The organism is Micromonospora haikouensis, from assembly GCF_000876225.1.
GTDB lineage: Bacteria > Actinomycetota > Actinomycetes > Mycobacteriales > Micromonosporaceae > Micromonospora > Micromonospora haikouensis.
In genome coordinates, this window is record NZ_JXSX01000003.1 from 2,370,259 (window position 1) to 2,393,332 (window position 23,074).

Annotated in this window: 27 protein-coding genes and 1 riboswitch; of the genes, 11 read left to right on the forward strand and 16 right to left on the reverse strand. The window is 74.6% G+C overall.

The window, feature by feature from the left end:
• Position 1: 1 nt before the first annotated feature.
• From TK50_RS31465 to TK50_RS31480, 4 genes are all read right to left on the reverse strand, one after another.
• Complete coding sequence (locus tag TK50_RS31465) at positions 2-1,003, reverse strand: tyrosine-type recombinase/integrase (protein ID WP_043969144.1); 1,002 nt, start codon at positions 1,001-1,003, stop codon at positions 2-4.
• A gap of 13 nt (positions 1,004-1,016) precedes the next feature.
• Positions 1,017-2,693: an ABC-F family ATP-binding cassette domain-containing protein gene (locus TK50_RS31470; RefSeq protein ID WP_229405533.1), complete on the reverse strand. Its 1,677-nt coding sequence runs from the start codon at positions 2,691-2,693 to the stop codon at positions 1,017-1,019.
• A gap of 255 nt (positions 2,694-2,948) precedes the next feature.
• Positions 2,949-3,374 (reverse strand): Hsp20/alpha crystallin family protein, encoded by a 426-nt coding sequence (locus TK50_RS31475; RefSeq protein ID WP_043969146.1) that lies wholly within the window; start codon positions 3,372-3,374, stop codon positions 2,949-2,951.
• 110 nt (positions 3,375-3,484) lie between these two features.
• Positions 3,485-4,255, reverse strand: a complete 771-nt coding sequence (locus tag TK50_RS31480) for an aminoglycoside phosphotransferase/kinase family protein (RefSeq protein WP_052504037.1) — start codon at positions 4,253-4,255, stop codon at positions 3,485-3,487.
• Between the two features lie 162 nt (positions 4,256-4,417).
• On the opposite strand from TK50_RS31480, the gene TK50_RS31485 reads away from it, so the two are divergent.
• Entirely contained in the window at positions 4,418-5,125 is a 708-nt protein-coding gene (locus TK50_RS31485) for a dienelactone hydrolase family protein (protein ID WP_043969148.1), read from the forward strand.
• 54 nt (positions 5,126-5,179) lie between these two features.
• On the opposite strand, the gene TK50_RS31490 is transcribed toward TK50_RS31485, so the two are convergent.
• Entirely contained in the window at positions 5,180-5,815 is a 636-nt protein-coding gene (locus TK50_RS31490; RefSeq protein ID WP_338390917.1) for an alpha/beta fold hydrolase, read from the reverse strand.
• Positions 5,734-6,045 (reverse strand): alpha/beta fold hydrolase, encoded by a 312-nt coding sequence (locus tag TK50_RS35660; RefSeq protein WP_338390918.1) that lies wholly within the window; start codon positions 6,043-6,045, stop codon positions 5,734-5,736. Before TK50_RS35660 ends, TK50_RS31490 begins: the two co-directional genes overlap by 82 nt.
• An 88-nt stretch (positions 6,046-6,133) precedes the next feature.
• On the opposite strand from TK50_RS35660, the gene TK50_RS31495 reads away from it, so the two are divergent.
• Positions 6,134-6,493, forward strand: coding sequence for a hypothetical protein (locus tag TK50_RS31495; protein ID WP_043969149.1), 360 nt, complete (start codon positions 6,134-6,136; stop codon positions 6,491-6,493).
• 266 nt (positions 6,494-6,759) lie between these two features.
• Positions 6,760-7,494, forward strand: coding sequence for a hypothetical protein (locus TK50_RS31500; protein WP_043969150.1), 735 nt, complete (start codon positions 6,760-6,762; stop codon positions 7,492-7,494).
• 125 nt (positions 7,495-7,619) lie between these two features.
• Here TK50_RS31500 and TK50_RS31505 read toward each other — a convergent pair whose 3' ends face one another.
• Together TK50_RS31505 and TK50_RS31510 are read right to left on the reverse strand one after the other, a co-directional pair.
• Complete coding sequence (locus tag TK50_RS31505) at positions 7,620-7,955, reverse strand: transcriptional regulator (protein WP_043969151.1); 336 nt, start codon at positions 7,953-7,955, stop codon at positions 7,620-7,622.
• Complete coding sequence (locus TK50_RS31510) at positions 7,952-8,635, reverse strand: hypothetical protein (protein WP_043969152.1); 684 nt, start codon at positions 8,633-8,635, stop codon at positions 7,952-7,954. Before TK50_RS31510 ends, TK50_RS31505 begins: the two co-directional genes overlap by 4 nt.
• 259 nt (positions 8,636-8,894) lie before the next feature.
• Here TK50_RS31510 and TK50_RS31515 point away from each other — a divergent pair, with 259 nt between their 5' ends.
• The gene (locus tag TK50_RS31515) at positions 8,895-9,470 is read left to right on the forward strand and encodes a maleylpyruvate isomerase N-terminal domain-containing protein (RefSeq protein ID WP_043969153.1); all 576 of its coding nucleotides are present in this window, start codon (positions 8,895-8,897) and stop codon (positions 9,468-9,470) included.
• 153 nt (positions 9,471-9,623) lie between these two features.
• On the opposite strand, the gene TK50_RS31520 is transcribed toward TK50_RS31515, so the two are convergent.
• Positions 9,624-10,127: an NUDIX domain-containing protein gene (locus TK50_RS31520; RefSeq protein WP_043969154.1), complete on the reverse strand. Its 504-nt coding sequence runs from the start codon at positions 10,125-10,127 to the stop codon at positions 9,624-9,626.
• A gap of 133 nt (positions 10,128-10,260) precedes the next feature.
• Positions 10,261-10,335: riboswitch (S-adenosyl-L-homocysteine riboswitch) on the forward strand.
• A 50-nt stretch (positions 10,336-10,385) separates the two neighbouring features.
• On the opposite strand from TK50_RS31520, the gene TK50_RS31525 reads away from it, so the two are divergent.
• Both TK50_RS31525 and TK50_RS31530 read left to right on the forward strand, forming a co-directional pair.
• Entirely contained in the window at positions 10,386-11,456 is a 1,071-nt protein-coding gene (locus TK50_RS31525) for an adenosine deaminase (RefSeq protein ID WP_043969155.1), read from the forward strand.
• Between the two features lie 132 nt (positions 11,457-11,588).
• Positions 11,589-12,755: an erythromycin esterase family protein gene (locus tag TK50_RS31530; RefSeq protein WP_043969156.1), complete on the forward strand. Its 1,167-nt coding sequence runs from the start codon at positions 11,589-11,591 to the stop codon at positions 12,753-12,755.
• A 9-nt stretch (positions 12,756-12,764) separates the two neighbouring features.
• Here the strand turns inward: TK50_RS31530 and TK50_RS31535 are convergent, their stop codons facing one another.
• Together TK50_RS31535 and TK50_RS31540 are read right to left on the reverse strand one after the other, a co-directional pair.
• Positions 12,765-13,250: a DnaJ family domain-containing protein gene (locus TK50_RS31535; RefSeq protein ID WP_043969158.1), complete on the reverse strand. Its 486-nt coding sequence runs from the start codon at positions 13,248-13,250 to the stop codon at positions 12,765-12,767.
• A 75-nt stretch (positions 13,251-13,325) separates the two neighbouring features.
• Positions 13,326-13,661, reverse strand: coding sequence for a cupin domain-containing protein (locus TK50_RS31540; RefSeq protein WP_043969159.1), 336 nt, complete (start codon positions 13,659-13,661; stop codon positions 13,326-13,328).
• Positions 13,662-13,732: 71 nt separating this feature from the next.
• Here TK50_RS31540 and TK50_RS31545 point away from each other — a divergent pair, with 71 nt between their 5' ends.
• Positions 13,733-14,674 carry a GlxA family transcriptional regulator gene (locus tag TK50_RS31545; protein ID WP_043969161.1) on the forward strand — a complete coding sequence of 314 codons (942 nt, stop codon included), beginning with the start codon at positions 13,733-13,735 and terminating at the stop codon, positions 14,672-14,674.
• 16 nt (positions 14,675-14,690) lie between these two features.
• Here TK50_RS31545 and TK50_RS31550 read toward each other — a convergent pair whose 3' ends face one another.
• Genes TK50_RS31550 through TK50_RS31560 form a run of 3 tightly spaced genes read right to left on the reverse strand, consistent with a single transcriptional unit; the run spans position 14,691 to position 17,470 of the window.
• The gene (locus TK50_RS31550) at positions 14,691-15,266 is read right to left on the reverse strand and encodes a GNAT family N-acetyltransferase (protein ID WP_043969162.1); all 576 of its coding nucleotides are present in this window, start codon (positions 15,264-15,266) and stop codon (positions 14,691-14,693) included.
• A gap of 60 nt (positions 15,267-15,326) precedes the next feature.
• A complete protein-coding gene (locus tag TK50_RS31555; RefSeq protein WP_043969163.1) occupies positions 15,327-16,154 on the reverse strand; it encodes an SDR family NAD(P)-dependent oxidoreductase in 828 nt (275 codons plus the stop codon).
• Positions 16,151-17,470 carry a flavin-containing monooxygenase gene (locus tag TK50_RS31560; protein WP_043969164.1) on the reverse strand — a complete coding sequence of 440 codons (1,320 nt, stop codon included), beginning with the start codon at positions 17,468-17,470 and terminating at the stop codon, positions 16,151-16,153. Before TK50_RS31560 ends, TK50_RS31555 begins: the two co-directional genes overlap by 4 nt.
• A gap of 149 nt (positions 17,471-17,619) precedes the next feature.
• On the opposite strand from TK50_RS31560, the gene TK50_RS31565 reads away from it, so the two are divergent.
• Entirely contained in the window at positions 17,620-18,366 is a 747-nt protein-coding gene (locus tag TK50_RS31565; RefSeq protein ID WP_043969166.1) for an SAM-dependent methyltransferase, read from the forward strand.
• A 34-nt stretch (positions 18,367-18,400) separates the two neighbouring features.
• Here the strand turns inward: TK50_RS31565 and TK50_RS31570 are convergent, their stop codons facing one another.
• Positions 18,401-19,063, reverse strand: a complete 663-nt coding sequence (locus tag TK50_RS31570) for a TetR family transcriptional regulator (protein WP_374199688.1) — start codon at positions 19,061-19,063, stop codon at positions 18,401-18,403.
• A gap of 73 nt (positions 19,064-19,136) precedes the next feature.
• On the opposite strand from TK50_RS31570, the gene TK50_RS31575 reads away from it, so the two are divergent.
• The 3 genes from TK50_RS31575 to TK50_RS31585 all read left to right on the forward strand — a co-directional run bounded on the left by TK50_RS31575 (position 19,137) and on the right by TK50_RS31585 (position 22,413).
• Complete coding sequence (locus TK50_RS31575) at positions 19,137-20,477, forward strand: MFS transporter (RefSeq protein WP_043969167.1); 1,341 nt, start codon at positions 19,137-19,139, stop codon at positions 20,475-20,477.
• Positions 20,478-20,584: 107 nt separating this feature from the next.
• Entirely contained in the window at positions 20,585-21,730 is a 1,146-nt protein-coding gene (locus TK50_RS31580; protein WP_043969168.1) for a hypothetical protein, read from the forward strand.
• Positions 21,731-22,071: 341 nt separating this feature from the next.
• Entirely contained in the window at positions 22,072-22,413 is a 342-nt protein-coding gene (locus TK50_RS31585; RefSeq protein WP_007070998.1) for an RNA polymerase-binding protein RbpA, read from the forward strand.
• Between the two features lie 63 nt (positions 22,414-22,476).
• On the opposite strand, the gene TK50_RS31590 is transcribed toward TK50_RS31585, so the two are convergent.
• The gene (locus TK50_RS31590) at positions 22,477-23,031 is read right to left on the reverse strand and encodes an FxsA family protein (RefSeq protein WP_043969169.1); all 555 of its coding nucleotides are present in this window, start codon (positions 23,029-23,031) and stop codon (positions 22,477-22,479) included.
• Positions 23,032-23,074 lie beyond the last annotated feature (43 nt).

Here is a 23,074-nt window from a genome sequence, read left to right on the forward strand (position 1 = left end):
GTCAGGCGCGCCGGCGGGCCCGCGCCGCCCAGATCGCGTACGCCGGGTCGCGGTCCAGGTTGTGCCGGTCCCGGTCGTAGCGGCGGGTCGTCCGCGGGTCCGCGTGCCCCATCGCGTCCTGCACGTCCTCCAACGGCACCCCCTCCGCGCGGGCCGTCGTGGCGAACGCGTGCCGAAGCGAGTGCGGCGACAACTTCTCCCACGCCGGGATGCCCGCCACCCGGGCCAGCCGCCGCACCAGCCGGAACACCGAGTGCCGGTCCAGCCGCGCGCCGGTCGCGGTCACCAGCAGCGGCCCGGTCACCTCGTGGACGCCCACCCCCTGCGCCGCCGCCCGCTCGGCCAGGTAGGCGTCCACCTCGTACGCCGTGGACGGGGTCAGCGCCCGCCGCCGCGGCTTGCCGCCCTTGCCGACGAACCGGACACTGCGGTGCCCCCGCTCCGCGCCCAGGTCCGCCACGTCCAACGACACCAGCTCCCCCACCCGCAACCCGAGGTCGGCCAGCAACGCCACCGCCGCCCGGTTCCGGGCCGCCGTCGGCCCGGTCTCGGCCTGCGCCGCGGCCAGCAGCGCATCCACCTCCTGCGGCGTCAACCCGATCGTCGAGGAGTGGTCCCGGTCGACGCGGGGCCGGTCCGCCGCGGCCACCGGGTTCGCCTGCACCGCCCGCAGCTTGACCAGGAAGTCGTACCAGCTCGACAGGGCCGACAGCTTGCGGGCCACCGTCGCCGGGGTCAACGGCCGGCCGCTGCGCGCCGCCGGGGTGGCCTCCAACTCCCGGCCGTAGGCGTTGACGTCGAGGAAGTTCGCCCGCAGCGGGTCCAGCTCCCGCGCCCGGCACCACGCCAACCAGCCGGCCACGTCCCGCCGGTAGGCGTCGCGGGTGTGCTCGGACAACCGGCGGTTACGCAGCCACGCCTCGGTGAAGTCGCCCGGACCGGCCCCGCGCAGGGCCGGCCGGGCCGCGCCACGCGGCAGCACCGGAAACTCGGGACGAAGCATGGGTGAAAGGTTCTCAGTCTCCGCGCGCGTCGGCGGTGAGGCGCGCCCGAGGGCTTTCCCGTCCCGGCCGCCCGCCGCCGGCCGGCTCCTCGTGAACCCCGCCGCCGGTGACCCGCCAGCACCGGTCGTAGCCGACGGCGTCGGCGAACCACACGTCGTGGGTCACCAGCACCACCGTGCCCCGGTACGCGCGCAGCGCCTCCTCCACCACGTCCAGGGAGTCGAAGTCGAGGAAGTTCGTCGGCTCGTCGAGCAGCAGCACCCGCGCCGGACCGTTCACCATGACCGCCAGCAGCAGCCGGCGCAGCTCCCCGGCCGACAGCAGCCGCAGCGGCTGGTCCCACTGCTCCGGGCCGAACAGGTGCGCGTCGAGCAGCCGCTCGGCCTCGTCGACGTACACGGGCACCTGGGAGCGGAACCACGTCAGCACCGGGACGTCGGTGCGCAGCGCGTCGTGGGTCTGCGGCAGCAGCGCCACCGGCGCACCGCAGGTGACCTCCCCCGCGTCGGGTTCGCGCAGGCCGGCGAGGATACGCAGCAGCGTGGTCTTGCCGGCGCCGTTGTCGCCGGTGAGTAGCACCCGGTCGCCGTCGCGCACCCGCAGGTCCACGCCCGCGAACAGGGGCCGGTCGCCGGCGCGGGCGGCCAGGCCCCGCGCGGCGAGCACGTCCCGGCCGTCGTCGCCGGCCGGGTCGGGAAACGCCAGGGTCAGCGCCGGGCGGGTCTGCGGCTGCGCCAGCCACCGCAGCGAGTCCATCTGCCGGCGTAGCCGCCGCTGCCGCGCCGTGGCCTTACGCGCGACCTTCTTCGCGTAGCGGCGCGCCTGGTCGGCGCCGAGGCCGCGGCGCACCGTCGACTCCACCCCGCGCGCGTGTTCCTTGGTGCGCGCGATGTCGGCCAGCAGCCGCTGGTGGGTCTTCTCCTGCGCCTCGTAGTCCAGCAGCAGCCGCTGCCAGCGGCGGGTCTTCTCCGCCCGGTAGTCGGTGTACCCGCCGGTGTACGTCTGCGGTGTGTCGTGGATGCCGTCGAGTTCCACGACGCGGGTGACGGTGCGGTCCAGGAACGCCCGGTCGTGGCTGACCACCAGCACGCCGCCGCCGAACGCGGCCAGCCAGCCGCCGAGCCAGGCGATGCCGTCGGCGTCGAGGTGGTTGGTCGGCTCGTCGAGGATCAGCAGGTCCGGGGTGTCCAGCAGCACCCGGGCCAGGGTCAGCCGGGCCTGCTCGCCGCCGCTGACGCGGTGCAGCGGCGCGTCGTCGGGCAGGCCGGCCACGTCGAGTCGCTGGCGGACCTCGGCCAGCCGTGCCTGCGCCCGCCACCCGTCCAGGGCGGCGAAGCGGTCCTGGGCCTCGCCGTAGGCGTCCAGGGCGGTGGTGTCCCCGCCGGCCAGCCGCCGCTCCAGGGTCCGCAGCCGCCGGTCGAGCCGGCCCAGCTCCCCGAGGCCGGCGGCGAGGAACTGCCCGACGGTGACCGTCGGGTCGGGCGGCTGCTGGGCGAAGTAGCCGATCCGGGTACCGGGGGCGAGGCTGACGTGCCCGGTCGACGGCGGCTCGGCCCCGGTGAGCACCCGCAGGAGGCTGGACTTGCCGACCCCGTTGGGGCCGACCAGGCCGACCCGGTCACCGGCGTTGACGACGAGGTCGACGCCGGTGAACAGCGGCTCGGCGTCGTACTGCAAGCTGACGGACACGACCTTCAACACGGTGATCCTCCGCGGGACGGCAGGCGGGCCGGGACGCCCACGACGGGCGGCCGGTCGGTGCGCGTGGCGGCGGGGCGGTCGGCCCGGCCGCGGCCTGCGGGATCACATGTGCTGGTCGGCTCCGGTGTCTCGGCTGCGGGGACGTCGTCGAGTCTGGCATCCCCCGCCGCCGTCCGCGACCGGTTTACGTGTCGTCGCGATCAGGGCACCCGACGCGGGGTGCCCTGATCGCGACGGGTGCCGTCAGGCGTCGATCTGCCGGTGGCCGTTGCTGCCGGTGGCGATGGCCACCCGGCGGGGCTTGGCCCGCTCTGCCACGGGGATGCGCAGGGTCAGCACCCCGTGGTCGTAGCCCGCCTCGAGGCGGTCGGTGTCGAGGGTGTCGCTGAGGAACAGCTGCCGGCTGAACGTGCCCATGGGGCGCTCCGCCGCGACCAGTTCGACGTTGTCGCCGGTCGGGCGGCGGCGCTGCGCGCGGACGGTCAGCACGTTGCGTTCGACGGTGCAGTCGATGCTGTCCGGGTCCACCCCGGGCAGGTCGAACGCGGCGTAGAAGTAGTCGCCGTCGCGGTAGGCGTCCATGTGCATCACGGCGGGGCGGGAGTTGGTGCCGAGCAGCTGCTCGGCGAGCCGGTCGATCTCCCGGAACGGGTCGGTGCGCATCAGCATCGTGGTTCCTCCTCGGTTCTCCTGGCCGAAGGCATCAAGTTGAGTCTGGGTGACTCAAGTCCTGGTTCTTTGATAGCGCGCACCGGCGGCCGTGTCAACCCGACGCCGCCTCACCCGGTCGGGAAGTCGGCCAGCTCCCGCACCGCCGTCTCCAGCGCGGCGTCGACGCCGTGGTCGACCATCGTCCGGTACGCGGGGTCGCCCGCCGCCGCCGTGCGGCGGATGCCCTCGGCCGAGGCGGCCACCCGCTGGCGGACCACCTCGACGAACGACCCCACCGGCCCGGCGTGACCGTAGGCGTCGAGGAACAGCCGCAGCCGCCGGGGCCGGTCCGCGAACGCCGTGAACCCCTCGGCGGCCACCACGTGCCGGGCGTGCAACGGCACCCACGCGAACGCGGTGAACGCCAGGTCCCACTCACGGGTGACCGGGGCCGCGAGGTCCCAGTCGAAGAACCCGACGAGCCGCCCGTCGGCCCACGCCGCGTTGTACGGGGCCGCGTCGTTGTGCCCGACGATCAGGCCCGGCCGCCAGACGCCGCCCTCGCGCCACCGCGCCCCTGCGGGCGGCACGAAGCCCGCCACCGCGGCGTGCAGGTCCCGCAGCCACCGCGCGACCTGGCGCAGCGCGTCGTCGCTGTGCGCCCAGGCCGGCCACGGCCGGGTGACGCCGACCGTCTCCCCGGGCAGGAACGACAGGACCTCCCGCCCGTGCTCGTCGAAGCCCCGCGCCCGGGGCGCCCCGTCGAAGCCGACCGTCTCCAGGTGCCGCAGCAGCGCGTGCACCGACGACGTCCACGCCCCCGGCGTACGCCGCACCGTGTCGCCGATGCGGACCGCGCCGCCGGTGTTGCCGCCGGCCAATCGCTGTTCCTCACCCACGGTCCCATCCTCGCGCACGGGCGGGTGATACGGTCACCCCGCCGTGCACGAGCACTGTCCGAGGAGGTGAGTCCGATCAACGCTGCGACCGGTCGGGGCTCCCTCCCCCGCATGGCCTAGGGAGCGCCCGCACAAGGCATCCCTGAAAGGCGCGTATTCGGCATGCGCATCCACGAAGAACACTTCACTGTCGACGGTGTGCCCGCTGTCCGGTGGACCCCGCCCGACAGCACCACTACCGGCCCTCGCCCGCTGATCCTCATCGGCCACGGCGGCGGCCAACACAAGACCGCCCCCGCCGTCGTGCACCGCGCCCACCGGTTCGCGGCCAGCGGTTTCGCGGCCGTCGCGGTGGACGCGCCGAACCACGGCGACCGCCCGAGCGACGACCGCTACCAGCGCATCGCCACCGAGATCCGGGCCCGCGCCGACGCCGGCGGCGACCCGGCACCCCTGCTCGCCGACTTCCAGACGCTCGTCGCCGCGCAGACCGTACCGGAATGGCGGGCCGTCCTGCACCACCTCGATCCCGGACCGGTCGGCTACTGGGGCGTCTCGCTGGGCTGCGGACTCGGTGTGCCGTTCGTGGCCGCCGAACCCCGGGTCCGCGCGGCGGTCCTCGGCCTGGGCGGGGCATCGGCCCCCGCCGCCGAGGCCGCCGCGCGGATCACCGTGCCGGTCGAGTTCCTGGTCCAGTGGGACGACGAGCGGGTCCCCCGCGCGCAGAGCCTGGCCCTGTTCGACGCGTTCGGCTCCACCGAGAAGACCCTGCACGCCAACCCGGGCCGGCACGGCGACCGGCTGCCCGAACACGAACTGGACAGCGCGGTCCGGTTCTTCACCCGGCACCTCACGCCCCCGCCGCACTGACCGACGGTCGCCGCCCGCCCCGGACCGGCCGCCGGTCCGGGGCGGGCGGCCTGATCAACCGCCCCGACGGGCCTGCCTGCCCACTGCGGCACGGAACACCGCGGCGAACCGCTCCGGCGCCTCCAGCCAGGGATGGTGACCCGCGTCCGGCACGACGGTCACCTCGCAGCCGAGGCGTGCCCCCAGCCGGCGCAGCGCATCGGCGGGGCGGCTGTCCCCGGCACCGCCGATGATCATCGCGTCGGGCGGTAGCCGCTCACGGAGTTCGTCCACGCGCGATTCGAGCGGGTCGGTCTTCGCCGCCGCGTTGAGCTGGTGGTTCATCGCGTAGTTGACGGGCCGCAGCGTCCGCGCCGCCGCCGACGCCCACTCCCATGCCCGGTCCCGGTCGGCGTGGTCGGTGCACCACGACAGCGTCAGGTACTCGATCTCCTCGGCGTCGGTGCGGGACTCCACCGCGTCGAGGGCGTCGAGCCTGGCCTGCTGCGGGTCGGTGCGTCGGGCCCGCTGGGCTGCCCGGTCGGCCTCCCGCCACGGCTCCAGGAAGGGCCCGGCGAGCTGCACCAGCCCGGCCACCCGATCGGGCTGCGCCAGCAGGAAGTAGCTGGTCAGGTGGGCGCCGAACGAGTGCCCGACCAGCACCACCCGGTCGTGCCCCCACGCGTCGAGCAACGACGCCAGGTCGCGCACGTGGCGGGCGATCGTGTGCTGCCCGGCCCAGGAGGACCACCGGTGCCACGCTGGTCGTAGCGGTGCACCAGATACCGGTCGTCGACGATGCCGGCGACCGGGGCCAGATAGTCGCGGATCCCGGGGCCGCCGTGCAGCATCACCAGGGGCAGCGTCTGCGGGTTCGTCGCGCCTGTGGTCCAGGTCCGTAACCGCGTACCGTCATCCGCCTCGATCAGGGCTTCGGTCATGGACGTGAGCGTAGTGGGATCGTTCCGATACCGAGCGTGCGCGCCGTGCGCCCCCGACACAGTTCGGCGGGCCGTTATCGTGTGATCCATGACGATTTCCGCGCCTCGTCTCATCCGTCCACCGGCCATCCTCGGTCGTGTCGGCACCATCGCCGTGACGCACTGGGGGTTGGTCGATGGCCTGCACGGGCTGTCGCTGGTGGTCGAAATCGTCGACGTGGACGGACCTGGCGTACTCCAGCAAGGGGCATGGAGACTGTCGGGAATCGACACCGTCAGGGTCACTGCCACCAGCGGCACCGGCGAGTTGGTCCACCCCTCGTACGGGGCAGCCGCAGCCCGCCGATGGCAGCGATGGACGATGGCATTCGGCCGCAGCGAACTGCGGGACCTCACCATCACGGTCCCGCCGATCACGTTCACCCACACCTTGACCGTGGGGGAATGACGTGGCTCCCGGCGTCGGGGGCCACGGGGCGGTTTCGGTCGGGGTGGGAGCTCATCCCCCGCCGGGATCCTTATTTCGTCCTTCGGGAGCACGGCAGAAACACGTTGGCGGGTCACGGCGGCCACTGCTAGCTTTCGGGAGGCCGTGTGAGAGACCGAGGAGGTGGTACCCGTGAACGTTTCGACATGGGTGCTCCCCTCCGGGGTCACGGTCGGGCGGTAGGTCGTCCGGGAGCGCCGTTACGAGCGATCCCGAAAGGCACGACCATGCGATTCACTACTGAACAGCGCCTTGACGACGGCGTCCTCGAACGCGAGTTCGCCCTCGGCGAGATCCCCGGCATCCTGTGGACACCCGCATCCGCATCCGCGCCGGTCCCGCTGACCCTGCTCGGCCACCCTCCGCTCGGACTGCGCAAGATGTACCCCCGTCTGGTGGCCCGGGCCCGGCGCGCCGCGGCGGACGGCTTCGCCGCGGCGGCCATCGAGCTCCCCGGCAGCGGTGACCGGCCCCGTTGGGCCGCCGCCGAGCAGGCCCGCGCCGACCTGCGCCGGGCGCTGGAGGCCGACGAGCCGGTCAGCGACGAGATCGTCGACTCCCTCATCCTCCCGCTCGTCGGCAGGGCGGTCCCGGAAACGCAGGCCGCCCTGGATGCCCTCCTGTCGCTGCCCGAGATCGGTGGTCCGGTCGGGTACTCGGGTGGTGTGATCTCCGTCGGCATCCGGCTTGCGGTGGTCGAGCCCCGCATCGTGGCCGCCGGTCTCTTCGCCGGGAGTTTCGTGCCTCGCGCCATGTTCGAGGAGGCCCGACAGGTCACCATTCCGCTGCATGTCCTGCTGCAGTGGGACGACGAGGGCAACGACCGCCAAGCGGCCCTGGACCTGTTCGACGCCTTCGGCTCCACGGAGAAGACGCTGCACGCCAACATGGGCGGGCACACCGGTGTCCCGCAGTTCGCCGGGGAGGACGCGGCCGGGTTCTTCGCCCGGCACCTGCGCTAGCCGCCGCAGGCCGTACGCGTCGCCGGCCCTCCTGCATAGCGGTGGCCACAGCAGAGGTGCGCAACCGCCCGATCGCGTCAGCTGGCAGACCCGGTCCTGTTCGGGTCTGTCAGCTGACGCTACGGTCAGTTGGTCGTCTCGACGCGCGCGATGAGCTGCTTGAGTCGCGCGATCTCGTCGGCGAGCGCGGTGGCTCCGGCGGCGGTGAGGGTGATCCAGGTCCGGCCGCGCCGCCCCTCGTAGCCTTTCTGGATCTCGATCAGGCCGGCCGTTTCCAGCACGCTGAGGTGCTTGGAGAGGTTGCCGGCGGTCAGCTCGAGGTGGGTGCGCAGGTAGCCGAACTCGACCCGGTGGGCCTCGTGCGCGATGGTCAGGATGCCCAGCCGTGCCCGCTGGTGCACCACCTCGTCCAGCCCGGTGACCGGGTGCCCTGGGCCCGGGGTGCCGATCGTCGCCGTCACCGCTGCCGCCTGCGGGCTGCTCTGAAGAACCCGGCCGCGCCGAGCAGCAACAGCGCGCCGCTGACGACTTGCGGTGCCGCGAATCGGGCCTGAACTCCCCAGCCGGCCAGTCCCCAGCCCTCGTTCGTCGGCAGCACCAGCAGTACCAGGGCCAGGTAGGCGAGGGTGAACAGCAGCAGTCCGATGTTGCGCTCGATCCGGGCCAGCACCACCAGCGCGATCCAGGGCGAGACCAACCGGTCCAGGACCAACCACCAGTACGGCAGCGGCTGGTACGGCAGCGGGTGATGCGGAAAGTACAGGGCTGCGGCTACCCACGCGGCGGTGAACACGACAGTCGTCGCGGCGCCGACGATCGCGTACGGCAACGTCCGGGCACCCAGGCCCCGGGACCGGGCGGCCCGCGAATAGCAGACGGCGATCGCCGTGTAGGCCAGCAGGAGCGCCGAGGGCCAGTAGAACAGCACGCCCCGCCGCGCGAACTCGCAGCTGGTGTCGGGGTGGCAGCGCACCGTCATGGCGAGCCAGTCGAACGGGATTCCGGCGAGCGTCACCGCGCCCAGCACCAGCAGGGCGACCCAGGTCATCCGTTGGTCGAGGCGCACCTGGTGCGCCAGGGAGCGAATGTCAGACAGCAGTCGGCGGGGATCGCCACCGGCAGCAACCGGCTCAGTAGTCATGCCAATAGGTTTCCACAGCAAACTTATTGGCGCTAGTGCCGAGTTCGCGCTCTTCCGACAGCGCCGGCACACCCGGCGGCTCGTTGACCACCGCATCCGTCGGCCCGCGGGACGCATGACGCCGACGCGCACATAACTGTCATTATGGTGCGCAGGTGATTCGCCCCTTTTGCCGCATCAAATTATCGGATTAGTGTTACCGGTAATGCGCTAATAAAGCGAAGTTGTCGGCGGGGACGAGGGCTGGCACGGTCGGGGCATGACGGACACGGGTGGGGCGGGCGTGCGCGCCGCGATCGGCGAGATGGGCCGGGTCCTCGGGCCACACACCGACGCCGACTGGACGGTGCCGGCAGGGACGCTGGAGTGGAGCTGCTGGACAACCGCGGCGCACGTGGCGCACGACCTGCTCGCGTACGCGGGGCAGCTGGCCGGCCGGCCCGCCGACGGCTACCTGCCGTTCGACCTGCGCGTCTCCCCCACCGCGACGCCCGCCCAGGTGCTGACCGTCGTCGCGGCCTGCGGTGACCTGCTCGCCACCGCCGTCGATGCGGCCGACCCGGGCGTGCGGGCCTGGCACTTCGGCCCCTGCGACCCGGCCGGGTTCGCCGCCATGGGCGTGGCGGAGACCCTGCTGCACACCCACGACATCACCCGGGGCCTACACGTCGACTGGCAGCCGCCCGCCGCGCCCGCCGCCGCCGTGCTGACCCGGCTGTTCCCGGACGCTCCGCCCGGCCCGCCGGCCGAGGTGCTGCTGTGGATGACGGGGCGGGCCGAGTTCGACGGTCGGCCCCGCCGCACCTCGTGGACGTGGCAGGCCGCGCTGCCCTGACCGCATCGGCCGATCAGGCATCGGGCCTGACGAGCACGATCCTCGCGCAGGAACCGACGCCGGTTCCTCCATTCGCCAGGGTCGGCACCTGCCCACCGTGACGGCCCCGGAGCCAGCGGACCACCTGCTCAGAACCGGCGAACACGGTCCGGACTAGAGGCCGAGCTGGACCGGCTGGTCCGGCGTTCCCACGGTGAGAAGCGCTGTCAGGGGTGTGGTGAGGTCGCGGGGCGAGAACAGCTCAGGTCCCCGGTGGGCGGCGATCTCCGAGAGCTGCCACCACCGGAACGCGGCCAGGTTCTCCGCAGCGAGTTGGTCGTCTGTCAGCTCACCGCGGGGCTGGAAATGGTTCGTGCGGACGAGGAAGTAGTCGTTGATGACGCCGTCGAAACCCGGCGCGACGTCGGCGGCCACGACTTCCTGGTGCCAGACGTGCGGCGGTTCGGCGACGATCGCCAGACCGGTCTCCTCCCGCAGTTCACGGCGCAGAGCCGTCAGCCGGTCCTCGCCGGGTTCGACGCCGCCGCCCGGGGCCGCCCAAACGGCCTTCGACTGCTCCGGCACGACCGGGTGGGGAAAGTCGAACCGGCAGAGCAGGATGCGGTCGTTCTCGTCGAGGACGATCGCGCGGACGGAGGGACGCAGGTGCGGCGTCATGCCGTGTCGGAAGCGGCGACGAGGCGCATGATCGGCATTGCCGCAGGTTATCAACCGCCCGCCTGCACCTCGGTCAGCCCCGGCCCGTCGCGGAGGGTTGTCGTCACCGAGCGCTCTTGTTAGCGTGCCGTTGCGGGTCGAGAGGCGCTGCGACGGATGACCATCCGCCACGCTCGGCCTGTTCCTTGGTCCAAGGGCGCCTCCCGCTGGGAGGCTGCCGTCCCTCCGGCGGATCACTCGCACGGTGAGGGTTGTGCAATGGCAACGGACCTGACTGACTTCATCGCCGGCTTGCCCAAGGTGGAACTGCACGTCCACCACGTCGGGTCGGCGACACCGCACACCGTGGCGCGGCTGGCCGAACGGCACGCCGGGACCACCGGGGTGCCGGCCGACCCGGCGCTGCTGGCCGAGTACTTCACGTTCACCGACTTCGCGCACTTCGTCGAGGTGTACCTGTCGGTGGTGGACCTGATCCGCGACGCCGAGGACCTGGCCACGCTCACCTACGACATCGGCGCCGGCCTGGCCGCCCAGTCGGTGCGGTACGCCGAGCTGACGCTGACCCCGTACTCGTCGATCGTGCGTGGTGTCCCGGCCGAGGCGTACTGCGAGGCGGTGGAGGACGCCCGGCTGCGGGCCGCCCGTGACCACGGCATCCAGCTGCGCTGGTGCTTCGACATCCCGGGCGAGCCCACGATGACCGGCGCCGACGTCACCCTGGAGGTGGCGCTCAAGCAGCGTCCGGACGGGCTCGTCAGTTTCGGGCTGGGCGGCCCGGAGTCCGGAATCCCCCGCGCCCGCTACGCCGGGCACTTCGCCGCCGCGCGGGCAGCCGGGCTGCGCAGCGTCCCGCACGCCGGTGAGTCGACCGGCCCGCAGACCGTGTGGGACGCGGTACGCCATCTCGGCGCGGAACGCATCGGCCACGGCATCGCCGCCGCCCGCGACCCCGAGTTGATGGCGCACCTGCGCGAGCACGACATCGCCCTGGAGGTGTGCCCGACCTCCAACGCCTGCACCCGCTCGGTGCCGTCGCTGGCCGAGCATCCGCTGCCGCAGTTGGTGGCCGCCGGCGTGCCGGTCACCGTCAACTCCGACGACCCGCCCATGTTCTCCACCACCCTGAACAGGGAATACCAGGTGGCCGCAGACCTGCTCGACCTCGACGAGCACGGCGTCGCGGAGCTGGCCCGCCAGGCCGTGCGGTACTCGTTCCTCGACGCTGCGGGTAAGACCGCCGTGCTGGCCGAGATCGACGACTACCTCCAGGCGTTCGCTGGCCGGGCGACGGCGACGACCAGTCCGACCGCGGGAGATCACCGGTGACCGCTGCCGGTGCCGGCAGCGGTCGGCCGGGTCGCCCCTGCCCGCGTCCCGCCGATTGAGGGTTGGCCCCGACGAGGAGCCGACGATGCCGGGAAAAGTTCACACCGTTCGTTCAACGATACCGTTGAGGGAATGACTGTCCGGAACATCGCACGGAAACTCGACGGGGCCGCCATCTCGGCCTTCCTGCGTTCCCTTCCCGCCCGGCCTGCGCTGCTCGGCCTGGGCGAAGCCCGGCACTTCGTGGGGGAGTTGGGCGCGTTGCGCAACGAGGTCTTCCGGCACCTCGTCGAACACGAGGGCTACCGGTCGTTCGCCATCGAGAGCGACTGCCTGATGGGCCTGGTGGTGGACGACCACATCGCGACCGGCGCCGGTGACCTCGACGACGTCATGGCGCGCGGCTTCAGCCACGGCTTCGGCGCGTCGGCGGCCAACCGGGACCTCGTGCGCTGGATGCGCACCTACAACGAGGCCCACGATGAGAAGCTGCGGTTCTTCGGGATCGACGGCCCCCTGGAATACTGGGCGGCCAGCCCGCGTCAGGCGCTCACCGCCCTGCACGGCCTCCTCGACGGCCCGCTGCCCTGCACCCGGGAGACCCTCGATGCGCTGCTCGGCCCCGACGAGCGGTGGTCGAACGAGGCCACCGTCATGGACCCGTCCCAGTCGATCGGCCGGTCCGCCGACGCCCAGCGGCTGCGGGTGATCGCCGACGACCTGCTGGCGCTGCTCGACACGCAGTTGCCGCAGCTGAGTGTGCGCGACCGGGAGCGGGCGGAACTGTACGGGCGTACCGCCGTCGGTCTGCTCCGCTACCACCACGCGATGGCCGACGGCACCGCGGACCGGATCTCCCGGCTGTCGGGGCTGCGGGACGCGATGATGGCCGCGAACCTGCGTGCCGTCGCCGCGCACGGCCCGGCGCTGGTCTTCGCCCACAACCTGCACCTGCAGCGCCACCCCAGCCGCATGTCGCTGGGCGACCAGGACGTGCGGATGTGGAGCGCGGGAGCCATCACCGCGGCCCGCCTCGGCGACCGGTACGCCTTCCTCGCCTCGGCCTTCGGCGCGATCGGTGGCGACGCCCCGGCTGCGGACACCACCGAGGGCATCCTGGCCACCCTCCCGTGGCACGCTTGCGTGGTCGACGGCCGCCGCCTGGCCCGGGCGGCCGCCGCAGCCGCCCCGCGGGTCTCCCGGGACTTCGCCTACTTCCCGCTGGACCCGACCCAGCTCGACACGATCGACGGCATCGTCTTCGTCAGAGAGGCCGTCGATCTGGGTGCCCCCGGCTAGCTGTAGGCGTCAGGGCCGCCGCGGTCCCCGCCACGGCCACTGCCACCGGCGGCGGGGACCGTGCTGAGGCGGTGCCGGCCGCGCCGCCGCCACCGCCTCCGCGCGGGCCCGTTCCCGGGCGGCACGCCACCCGGCCACCACCTCGTCGGCGTTGGCGGGACGCACGACGACCTGCGGGCCGGTCGGGTTGCGCAGCCAGGCGACGACCTCCCGGTTGAGATCGGCGACGTACGCCCGCACGGCCGCCTCGGTGGGCAGGTCCCGCACCTCGTCGGGCACTCGTTCGATCCTGCGGCGCAGCAGCAGCGGCGTCGGCAGCAGCAGGTCGCTGGGCAGCTTCTCGCGCTCCAGGAAACTCTTGATCCACCACGACTCGTCGTAGGGCGTGCCCCGGCCCGGCAGTGGTTTGCCCGCCCCGGGCAGGTTGTCGAACTCGCCGCGTTCCTGGGCGGTGCGGATCTGCGCCTCGGCCGCGGCCTCCCACCTGTTGCTCACCCCGGCACCTCCCCGGGTCCACGGTACCCGCCCGGTCGTGTCAGCGACCGGGGCGTGGACCCCATCACCCGGTCCCTAGCCCGCCGGGTAGAAGAGGAACAGTCTGCAGCCGGTGACGGTCGCGGGCACGTGCCACGATCCGGCCGGGGCGTGCAGGAACGTCCCCGCCGGGTAGTCGCGAGCGCCGTCGTGGAACGTGCCGTCGAGCACGTACACCTCTTCGGGGCCGGGCGTGTGGACGTCACGGCGCGGCCACGACGAGCCGGGGTCCATCTCGAGCACGGCGGCCTGCGCGCCGTGTGGTCCCCGCCACAGCGGACGCAGCCGGATGCCGGGGAAGAGTTCGCGGACGGGGGCCGCCTCGACGCGTACGGCGGTGTAGCCCTCCTGGGTCAGGATCTCTGGATGCATGCCCTCCACGGTGCCGCCGGCGCGCCCCGCACGACAGCGGCGACGAGGACACCGTGGGGTACTTTCTCGCCATGCATCGCGTGGTCGCCCTGGTACGACCGGTGCAGTCGACGTTCGAGCTGGGCTGCGCCGCTGAGGTCTTCGGCACGGTGCCCCCTGGCACGCCCCGCCACTACGAGTTCGGGGTGTGCACGGAGCGGCCCGGGCAGGTGCCCACGTCAGCCGGGTACGCGCTGTCGGTGTCGCGGGACCTCTCGGCTCTCGATTCCGCGGACACCGTGGTGATCCCGGGCTGGGCGCCGGTGGAGGCGCCGCTGTCGGCGCGGGTGCGCGGTGCGCTGCTGCGGGCCCACGCCCGGGGGGCGCGACTCGTCACGATCTGCGGCGGCGTGTTCGCGCTGGCCCGCACCGGCCTGCTGGACGGCCGCTCGGCCACGACGCACTGGGCGCGCGCCGAGCAGCTGCGGCAGGAGTTCCCCCGGGTGCGCGTGGAGGCGGACGTGCTCTACGTCGATCACGGGGACGTGGCCACGAGCGCCGGCGCCGGCGCCGGCATCGACCTGTGCCTGCACCTCGTCGGGAAGGATCACGGTGTCGGGCACGCGGCGCTCGTCGCGCGGTACATGGTGATGCCACCGCACCGTGACGGCGGCCAGACACAGCCCGTGCTGGCCGCGCCGGCCATGGACAGCCTGGACGGGCTCCTGGAGTGGGCCGAGGCGCGCCTGGGAACGGCGTTGTCGGTGGGTGACCTGGCGGCGCATCTGCACGTCTCGCCCCGGACGCTGGCCCGACGGTTCGCCGAGCAGCTCGGCACGAGCCCGGGCGCGTGGCTGCTGTCTCGCCGGGTGGCGCGGGCACGCACCCTGCTGGAGGAGACGGATCTGCCGGTGGAGGCCGTCGCGGTCCGCGTCGGCCTCACCTCGGCGGCGAATCTGCGCCGTCGCTTCCGCGTTCGGGTGGGCACGACTCCGGGTGCCTACCGGCGGGCGTTGCGGGGCTGCGCGACCTGACGCCGCCCGCTGCGGCTCACCCTCGGTCGCCGCCGGGGTGCGGGGCGGCGTGGCGGGCGTGGCGGTGCCCGTCGCGGGGGAACGGCGCCCGGGCGGGAAGTGTCTCCTGGAACGGGTAGCCGGCCTTCTCGGCGACCCGGCAGGAGGCGGTGTTGTCGACCTGGTGCAGCAGGTCCAGGCGGGTCAGGCCGGTCGCGGCGAACCGGGTGAACGCCCAGTCGGTGACCGCCTGCACGGCGCGCGGTGCGACGCCGCGCCCGCGGGCCCAGGCGGCCGTCCAGTAGCCGATCTCGGCGTGCGGGCGGCTGGGCAGGACGTCCTTGAGCACGACCGTGGCGACGAGGCGGTCGCCGCCGTCGCGGCGGGGCTCGCGTACGGCGAAGGCGAAGCGGCGGCCGGCGGCCCAGCCCTGCCGGCTGCGGACCATCCACCGGTGGGCGTCGCGGGCGTCGTCGACCGGATGCCGGGTCCAGTGGCGCAGCACCGGGTCGCGGTAGACCTCGATCAGCTCGGGGATGTCGCCGTCGTGCCAGGGGCGCAGCTCCAGCTCGGGATGGTGGGGGGTCGCGGGGGCCCGCAGGAGCACCGACATCCCCGTAGTGTTGCCCATCGCCGCCGTCGGTGCCGCCCCGCAGCGGCGCGGGGCCCGCGTTCAGGGGGTCCCGGGGTGGCGGTGGCGGCGCACGAGGCCGGCGGCCAGGGGCGCGGCGTCGAGGTCACCGGCGGCGATCCGCCCGGCGACGGCACGCCGTACGAGGCGGTCGGCCAGGGCGGGCGCGTGCCGGGCGACGGCCAGTTCGAGGCGGCCCCGGGTGGTGGTGGCCACGTCGCGTGGGGCGCGGCGGGCGGCGGCGGCGCGCAGGATCGCCGCGACGACGCCCTCGACGGGTTCGGGTCGGGACACCCCGTTCAGGGACAGCCCGGCGCGGGCGGTGCTGTCGTGGATGGGTGAGGCGACCATGCTGGGGTAGACGACGGTGACGCCGACGTGGGTGCCGACCTCCAGTCGCAACGCGTCGGCGTACGCGACGAGGGCGCGTTTGCTGACTCCGTACGCGGCGGCCAGGGGCAGCGGCAGCACCGCCATCCGGCTGGCCACGAAGATCACCCGGCCGTGGTCGGCGACGAGGGCGGGCAGGGCGGCGGCGGTGGTGCGCCAGGCGGCGAGCAGGTTCACCTCGATCTGCTGGCGCACGGTGTCGTCGGGGGGCAGCTCGGCGGGGGCGGGGCCGCCGACTCCGGCGTTGTTGACCAGCAGGTCGAGGCCGCCGAGCCGGTCGACGGCGGCGGTCACGGCGGTGGCGGTGGCGGCCGGGTCGCTCAGGTCGACGCCGAGCACGGGGGCGGCGGGGTCGTCGTGGGCGTGCAGGTCGAGGCCGACGACGCGGGCGCCGGCGGCGTGCAGGGCCGCGCACAGGTGCCGGCCGAAGGTGCCGCGCGCGCCGGTGACGAGGGCGCGGCGGCCGGTCAGGGCGCTCACGTCGCGTCCCGGGCGGCGCGGCGGGTGCCGGCGGCGAGTTCACGGCCCAGCTGCGCCAGGTACGTGTCGAAGTCGACGCGCATCGCCGGGCGGCGGTCTCCCCAGCGGGCGGTGGCGGCGCGCAGTTCGGCACGGCAGGCGGCGCGTTGGGCCGCCGGGGCCGGCGGGGCGTACCGGCCGGCGAGGCGGGCGGCGACGAGGCGGGCCTGCGCCTCCAGCAGGGGGAACGCCGCTCCGGTGGACTGCATCAGCCCGACGAAGGCCAGCCCGGGGGCGTCGAGGTGGAACACGTGCCGGTACAGCGGCAGGGTGTCGGGGCCGGTGCCGAGCAGCCCGGGGTCGAGGAACGGCACCTCGACGCGGTAGCCGGTGCACCAGACGACCAGGTCGACGGTGTCGACGCGGCCGTCGGTGAACTCGACCTGGTCGCCGTGGAACGCCGCGACGCCGGGGCGGGCCTCGATCTCGCCGTGGGTGAGCCGCGACAGCAGCCCGTCGGAGAGGGTGGGATGGTCCTGGAGGAAGCCGTGGGTGGGTGCGGGCAGCCCGTAGCGGGTGGGCGGCCCGACGGTGGCGGTGAGCAGGGTCTGGCTGATGCGCTGCCGCAGCCGCCAGGGCAGCCGCCGCGCGAGCGCCCCGTTGAGGGTGTCCGAGGGGCGGCCGAGCAGGTGCTTGGGCACCACCCACACGCCGCGGCGCAGCGACAGCAGCGTACGCCGGGCGGTGTGGGAGGCGTCCACGGCGATGTCCATGGCGGAGTTGCCGCCGCCGACGACGAGGACCCGCCGGCCGGCGAGCTGCTCGGGGCCGCGGTAGGCGTGGCTGTGGAGCTGTTCGGCGGTGCAGTCACCGGCGGGCAGGGGCGCGGGTGGGCGGGGCACCCGGTTGTGGCCGTTGGCGACGACGACGGCGGCGACGGTGACGTCGCTGGTGCCGTGGGGGCCGGTGGTCCGCACGGTCCACCGGTCGTCGGGGCCGCGGGTGACCCCGACGACGGTGTGCCGCAGCCGGACGGTGTCGAGGAGGCCGAAGCGGTGGGCGTAGTCGCGAAGGTAGCCGGCGACGCGGGTGTGGTCGGGGTAGTCGGGCCAGTGGGCGGGCATGGGGTGGTCGGCGAACTGGGTGCGGGTCCGGCTGGTGTTCAGGTGCAGGGTGCGGTAGGCGGGCGAGTCGGGTGCCCCGTACACCCACAGGCCGCCGATGGTGTCGGTGGCCTCGAAGGCCGCGGCTGGCACGCCGGCGTCGGCGAGGGCCTTGAGGGTGGCCAGGCCGGCGGCGCCGGCGCCGATCACCGCGACCCGTGGGGGTTGCCCCATGTCGTCGTCCTCCCCCGCGTTAATCCAACACTCGATGGATAATGCGGGGGGTGGTGGCCCTGCGTCAAGGCGTCCGGGCCCGTAATGCGGTCGACGGCGCCGCGCGCCGCGGTTACCTTACGGACCTCACGTCCCGGGAAGGTGTTTCGGTGGACCTGCCACGCAGCTTTGTCATCCGCGAACGCGACCACCGCATCCACAACCCCTTCACCGCCGCGAAACTCGCCACCCTCGGCCGGGCCCTGCGCCTGCGGCCGGGCACGACCCTGCTCGACCTGGCCTGCGGCAGCGGCGAGATGCTCTGCCAGTGGAGCCACGCGCACGGCGTGACCGGCACCGGGGTCGACATCAGCACCGTCTTCGTCGACGCCGCCCGGGCCCGCGCGGTCGAGCTGGGCGTAGCCGGGCGGGTGGCGTTCGTGCACGGCGACGCCGCCACGTACACCGCCGAGGTCGAGGTCGACGTCGCCGCGTGCGTCGGGGCGACCTGGATCGGCGGCGGCGTCGCGGGCACCATCGGGCTGCTCGAACGCGCCCTGCGCCCCGGCGGCCTGCTGCTGATCGGCGAGCCGTTCTGGCGGGTCGACCCGCCCGATGAGGCGACGGTGACGGCCTGCCACGCCACGGCCCGGGAAGACTTCCACGACCTGCCGGGCCTGGTCGCCCTGTTCGGCCGGCTCGGCTTCGACCTGGTGGAGATGGTCCTGGCCGACGAGGACAGCTGGGACCGTTACGTCGCCGCACAGTGGTTGTCGGTGCGCCGCTGGCTCGACGCCCACCCCGACGACGAACTGGCCGGCGAGCTACGCGCCGAACTCGACACCGCGCCGCTGCGCTACGTCCGCTACCAGCGCCCCCACCTGGGGTGGGGGGTGTTCGCGCTGATGCGGCGCTGACGCCCGCCGGCCGGTGCGCGTCAGGCGGCGCCCGCTACGGGGTGCCCGGCTGCCCGCCGGCCCAGTAGAGGCCGTCGAGGAACCGGTGCACGAAGGCGCGGAACTCCTGGCGTTCCCGCTGCGCCGCGGCCGCGTCGGCGGCCAGCGCCACCACGTGCGCGTGCACGGCCCAGACCAGGCTGCGCACCGTGATGTGCGGGGTGGGTTCGACCAGCGCCCCGGCGGCGGCCGCCGCCCGCAGCAGTTGCTCCACCAGCTCGTACAGCGGCGCGGAGTACCGCTCGTCGAGGTCGGCGTGCCGGTGCGGCTCCAGCCAGCGGCGCAGCCACAGGGCGGTGGTCTGCGGGTGCTCCTGCAGGAAGTCGACGAACACGTCGACCAGGTCGTGCAGCGCCCCCCGGGCGGCGGCGGGCCCGGTGTCGAGGGCGTCGTGGGCCGCCCGCGTCGCGGCCTGCAGGGCGTCGCGTTCGGCGACGAACACCCGGGCGAAGCAGGCGTCGTAGAGCTGCGCCTTCGTACCCGTGTGGTGGGAGACCGTGGCGACGTCGACGCCGGCGGCGGCGGCGACCTGCCGCAGCCCGACGGCGTCGAAGCCCCGGGCGGCGAACAGCGCGGTGGCGGCGGTCAGCACCACCTCGCGGGTGTCCCGGCTCTCGGAACGCCGGGGTCGGCCGGGACGTCGTCGGGGCATGGTCATGGGCGCCATTGTCCCCCTACAATCCAGCAACCGTTGGATTTGACGGCGGCGTGCCGCCGAAAGGACGCCCACGATGACCCAACCGGCCCCCGCGCCCCGGGCGGACCTGCCGCGCGGCCCCCTGCTCGGCTTCGCCGCCGGCTCCCTCGGCATGGGCGTGTGGGTCACCGTACCCGGGCTGCTGCTGCTGTACTTCCTCACCGACGTACTCGCCGTGGCGCCGTGGCTGGCCGGTCTGGCGCTGCTCGCCCCGAAGGTGGTCGACGTGCTGGTCCACCCGTGGGTCGGCCACCGCAGCGACGCCGAGTCGGCCCGCCGCGGCGACCGGCGGCGGCTGCTGCTGGCCGGCTGCGCGCTGCCCGCGGCGTTCGCCGCGCTGTTCGCGGTGCCCGGCGGCCTCACCGGCGTGGGCGCGGCGGCGTGGGTCGCGGCCTGGTTCGTCGCCGGGAACCTGCTGTTCGCCGCATACCAGGTGCCCTACCTGGCGACCCCGGCGGACCTGCGGATCGGCTACCACGAGCGGACCCGGCTGATGGCGTTCCGGATGGTGGTGCTCACCGCCGGGATCCTGGCCTCCGGGCTGCTCGCGCCGCTGCTGACCGGCGGCGACGCCGCGACTCGCGGCGGCTACCAGCGGATGGGCCTGCTGCTGGGCGGCGGCGCCCTGGCCGCCATGCTGGTCGGGGTCGCCGGCATCGGCCGGCTGCGCCGGGCCGCCGGCACCACCGCGCAGCGCCACGCGCCGGGCGGCTGGCGGGCGCTCGCGGCGGCGCTGCGCGACGGGCAGTTCCGCTGGCTGGTCGCGGCCTACCTGGCCATGTCGACCACGACGCACCTGGTGCTGGCCGGGGTGCCGTACTACGCCGAGTACGAGCTGGGCCGGCCCGCGCTGACCACGGTGCTGGTCGCCGCGTTCGTGGCGCCGGCGCTGCTGGTCACCCCGGGCTGGCTGGCCGTGGCCCGCCGCGCCGGCAAGCAGCGGGCCCTGCTCGTCGCGCAGGGCGCGTTCGCGGCCGGGTCGCTGGTCCTCGCCGTGGGCGCCCCCGCCGGCCTGCCCGTCCTGGTCGCGGCGGTGACGGTGCTCGGGGTCGCGTTCGCCGGCATGCAGCTGCTGCCGTTCGCGATGATGCCCGACGTCGTCCGCGCCGCCGGCACCACCGGCGCGGGCACCTACACCGGGGTGTGGACGGCCACCGAGGCCACCGGCGCGGCGCTGGGCCCCTACGCGTACGCGGTGTGCCTGACCGCGGGCGGGTTCGTCGCCTCGACCGGCGGTCAGGTGATCGACCAGCCGGACGCGGCGGGGGCGGCGATCCGCTACGGCTTCGGGTTGCTGCCGGCGGCGCTGATGCTCGCCGCGGTGCTGCTGCAACGCCGCTACACCCTCGACGGCGCCGCCCGCGCCGCCGGCTGACGGGACACCCCTCTTGACGCGTCCGGTGGAGCAGGGGCCCCTTGTCGACGCCCCACCGCAGGCGGTCACCGGACGTGGCCGACGCCCGTCGCTAGACTTCCGCCTCGATGGACGACCAGCCCTCCCCCACCGCCGACACCCGCCCCTGCGCCCACTGTGGGCGCGACGTGCCGCAACGGGCCGGCGCGGGCCGGCCGTTCCGCTACTGCCGCGACAACGACGGCGCCTGCCAGCGGGCCTCGCGCAACAGCCGGATGCGGCACCGCAACGCCCCCGGCCTGCCCGGTCAGGTGGCCCGCACGTGGGAGGCGGTGGACCGCCTCGACCAGATCGTGCAGACCCTCACCGAGGCGCTGCACGCCGAACTGTCCCCGGCGGGGGTGCAGCGGCAGCTGGCGCAGCTGCGCGCGGAGACCGCCGCGGAACTCGCCCAGGCCCACACCGAACGCGACGACGCCCGCCGCGACGCCCAGGACGCGGCGGCGGTCGCGGCCCGCGCCGGCCAGCAGGCCCGCACGGCCGCCGCCGAACGCGACGCCGCCGTCGCCCGCGCCGACGCGGCGCAGGCCGACGCGGCCGCCGACAGGCAGCGGGCCGAAGCGGCCGAGGCGGCCCGCGACGACGCCCGCCGCGACGCGGGCGCGGCGCAGGCGCTGCGGGTGCAGGCCGAGCGGGACCGCGACGCGGCCCGCCACGAGCTGCGCACGATGCGCGGCGAACGCGACGCGCAGCGGCAACGCGCCGCCGACCTGACCACCGAACGCGACGCCGCCCTGCAGGCCGCGCGCCGCGACGCCGAGGCCGCGGCGCAGGCCCGCCAGCGGGCCGAGCAGGCCGACGCGCAGGCGCAGCAGGCCCTCGCCGACGCCCGCACCGCAGTGGCGGGCGCCGACGCCGCCCGCGCCGACGCGCAGCGGGCCCGCGAGCAGGCCGACCGGCTGCGCGCCGACACCGCCGACGCCCGCCGCGACGCCGAAGCCGCCCGGGCGCAGGCGCAGGCCGCCCGCCAGGAGGCGGCGGCGCTGGCGGCGCGGCTGGCCGAGGCCACCGCCGCCCACGACACGGCCGCCGCCCAGGCGGCGGCCGCGCGGGAGGCCGCCGCCGCCGTCGAGGGCCGCCTCGGTGAGCTGGAGGTACGGCTACGCGCGGCCGAGGCCGAACGCGACGCCGCGCAGCGCCGCTCGGCGCAACTGGTCGACCAGGTCAGCGACCTCGCCACCGCGCTGGCCCGGCTGGGCGCCCCGCCGCGCTGACGGCACCCTGCGGCGGGCCGCCGGTGGCGGGTCAGCGCAGCGCGGTGGCGGCGGCGGCCAGCGGCATCCCGGCGGCGTGGCCGGCGCGTCACCGGGCGTCGCCGCCCACGCCGGCGCGGGAATGGGTAGCATGCCCGGTGAGCCGCCGAACACCTCCACCGATTCGCCCGGCCGGGACGACCCCGCCGGGCACCTGGCGTGGCCGGCTACCCTTGCAGGGGCGGCGGGGCTCGCCGCGTCCCGCCCGGCCGGCGGGGTGCGGCCCGGCGGGGCGGGAATGACCCGGCCGACACACACCGTTGGACCTGAAGACCAGCACCACGAACGAGGGGAAGTCGATCATGGGCGAGCGTATGCTGCGCGGAAGCCGTCTGGGCGCGGTCAGCTACGAATCCGACCGCAACACGGAGCTCGCGCCGCGTCAGACCCGCGAGTACCTCTGCGCCAAGGGCCACCAGTTCGAGGTGCCGTTCGCCGTCGACGCCGAGGTCCCCACGACCTGGGAATGCAAGTTCGACGGCAGCGTCGCCCGCCTGGTCGACGGCACCGAGCCGGAGCAGAAGAAGGCCAAGCCGCCGCGCACCCACTGGGACATGCTGCTGGAGCGCCGCTCCATCGCCGAGCTGGAGGACATCCTCGCCGAACGGCTCCAGGAGGTCCGCACCCGCCGGGGCCGCGCCTGACCCCACACCCACGACGACGCCCCCGCAGGGATCACCCTTGCGGGGGCGTTTCGCGTGGCCGCTCTACCGTTCGACGATCTCACCCTCGATGGCCCGGCCACCGTCGACCACCGTCGGCGCCGGCTCCTGCGGCTCCGGCTGCGCGGACGGCGCCGGCTCCTGCGGCTCCGGCTGCGCGGACGGCGCCGCGTCGCCGCGGCGCACCCGCACCCGCCGCGGCCCGAACAGGTCACCGGCCACCATCGACGACACCCGCCGCTCTGTGGCCCGCCGCACCCCCGCGCCTGCCAGCCGCCGCACCGGCGGCACCAGCAGCAGCAGCCCCACCACACCGGAAACCAGGCCCGGCACCGCCAGCAGCAACGCCCCCAGCAACCCCACCAGCCCGTCGGTGACCTGCGGGCCCGGCGGCGCGCCCGCCTGCGCGGCAGCCCGGAACCCCCGCCACGCCCGCATGCCCTCCCGGCGCAACAACACCAACCCCAGCAGCGACGCCGCGAACACCAGCAGCACCGCCGAACCGAACCCGACAGCCCGGCCGACACCCACGAACACCGCCAGCTCCGCCACCACGGCCGCCAGCGCGGCCACCGGCATGAACCTCAGTCCTCGGCGCATCTCACCCCATCGCCCCGTCGCGTCCCACCACCTGCTGCAGCAA

Excerpts from the sequence above, each read along its gene's own strand:
- TK50_RS31540 (WP_043969159.1), bottom strand. The coding sequence starts at position 13,661 with ATGCATCCAGAGATCCTGACCCAGGAGGGCTACACCGCCGTACGCGTC.
- TK50_RS31515 (WP_043969153.1), top strand. The coding sequence starts at position 8,895 with ATGACGGACACGGGTGGGGCGGGCGTGCGCGCCGCGATCGGCGAGATG.
- TK50_RS31485 (WP_043969148.1), top strand. The coding sequence starts at position 4,418 with ATGCGCATCCACGAAGAACACTTCACTGTCGACGGTGTGCCCGCTGTC.
- TK50_RS31520 (WP_043969154.1), bottom strand. The coding sequence starts at position 10,127 with ATGACGCCGCACCTGCGTCCCTCCGTCCGCGCGATCGTCCTCGACGAG.
- TK50_RS31575 (WP_043969167.1), top strand. The coding sequence starts at position 19,137 with ATGACCCAACCGGCCCCCGCGCCCCGGGCGGACCTGCCGCGCGGCCCC.
- TK50_RS31530 (WP_043969156.1), top strand. The coding sequence starts at position 11,589 with ATGACTGTCCGGAACATCGCACGGAAACTCGACGGGGCCGCCATCTCG.
- TK50_RS31510 (WP_043969152.1), bottom strand. The coding sequence starts at position 8,635 with ATGACTACTGAGCCGGTTGCTGCCGGTGGCGATCCCCGCCGACTGCTG.
- TK50_RS31500 (WP_043969150.1), top strand. The coding sequence starts at position 6,760 with ATGCGATTCACTACTGAACAGCGCCTTGACGACGGCGTCCTCGAACGC.
- TK50_RS31495 (WP_043969149.1), top strand. The coding sequence starts at position 6,134 with ATGACGATTTCCGCGCCTCGTCTCATCCGTCCACCGGCCATCCTCGGT.
- TK50_RS31585 (WP_007070998.1), top strand. The coding sequence starts at position 22,072 with ATGGGCGAGCGTATGCTGCGCGGAAGCCGTCTGGGCGCGGTCAGCTAC.
- TK50_RS31545 (WP_043969161.1), top strand. The coding sequence starts at position 13,733 with ATGCATCGCGTGGTCGCCCTGGTACGACCGGTGCAGTCGACGTTCGAG.
- TK50_RS31560 (WP_043969164.1), bottom strand. The coding sequence starts at position 17,470 with ATGGGGCAACCCCCACGGGTCGCGGTGATCGGCGCCGGCGCCGCCGGC.
- TK50_RS31475 (WP_043969146.1), bottom strand. The coding sequence starts at position 3,374 with ATGCTGATGCGCACCGACCCGTTCCGGGAGATCGACCGGCTCGCCGAG.
- TK50_RS31525 (WP_043969155.1), top strand. The coding sequence starts at position 10,386 with ATGGCAACGGACCTGACTGACTTCATCGCCGGCTTGCCCAAGGTGGAA.
- TK50_RS31465 (WP_043969144.1), bottom strand. The coding sequence starts at position 1,003 with ATGCTTCGTCCCGAGTTTCCGGTGCTGCCGCGTGGCGCGGCCCGGCCG.
- TK50_RS31570 (WP_374199688.1), bottom strand. The coding sequence starts at position 19,063 with ATGACCATGCCCCGACGACGTCCCGGCCGACCCCGGCGTTCCGAGAGC.
- TK50_RS31580 (WP_043969168.1), top strand. The coding sequence starts at position 20,585 with ATGGACGACCAGCCCTCCCCCACCGCCGACACCCGCCCCTGCGCCCAC.
- TK50_RS31550 (WP_043969162.1), bottom strand. The coding sequence starts at position 15,266 with ATGTCGGTGCTCCTGCGGGCCCCCGCGACCCCCCACCATCCCGAGCTG.
- TK50_RS35660 (WP_338390918.1), bottom strand. The coding sequence starts at position 6,045 with ATGACCGAAGCCCTGATCGAGGCGGATGACGGTACGCGGTTACGGACC.
- TK50_RS31590 (WP_043969169.1), bottom strand. The coding sequence starts at position 23,031 with ATGCGCCGAGGACTGAGGTTCATGCCGGTGGCCGCGCTGGCGGCCGTG.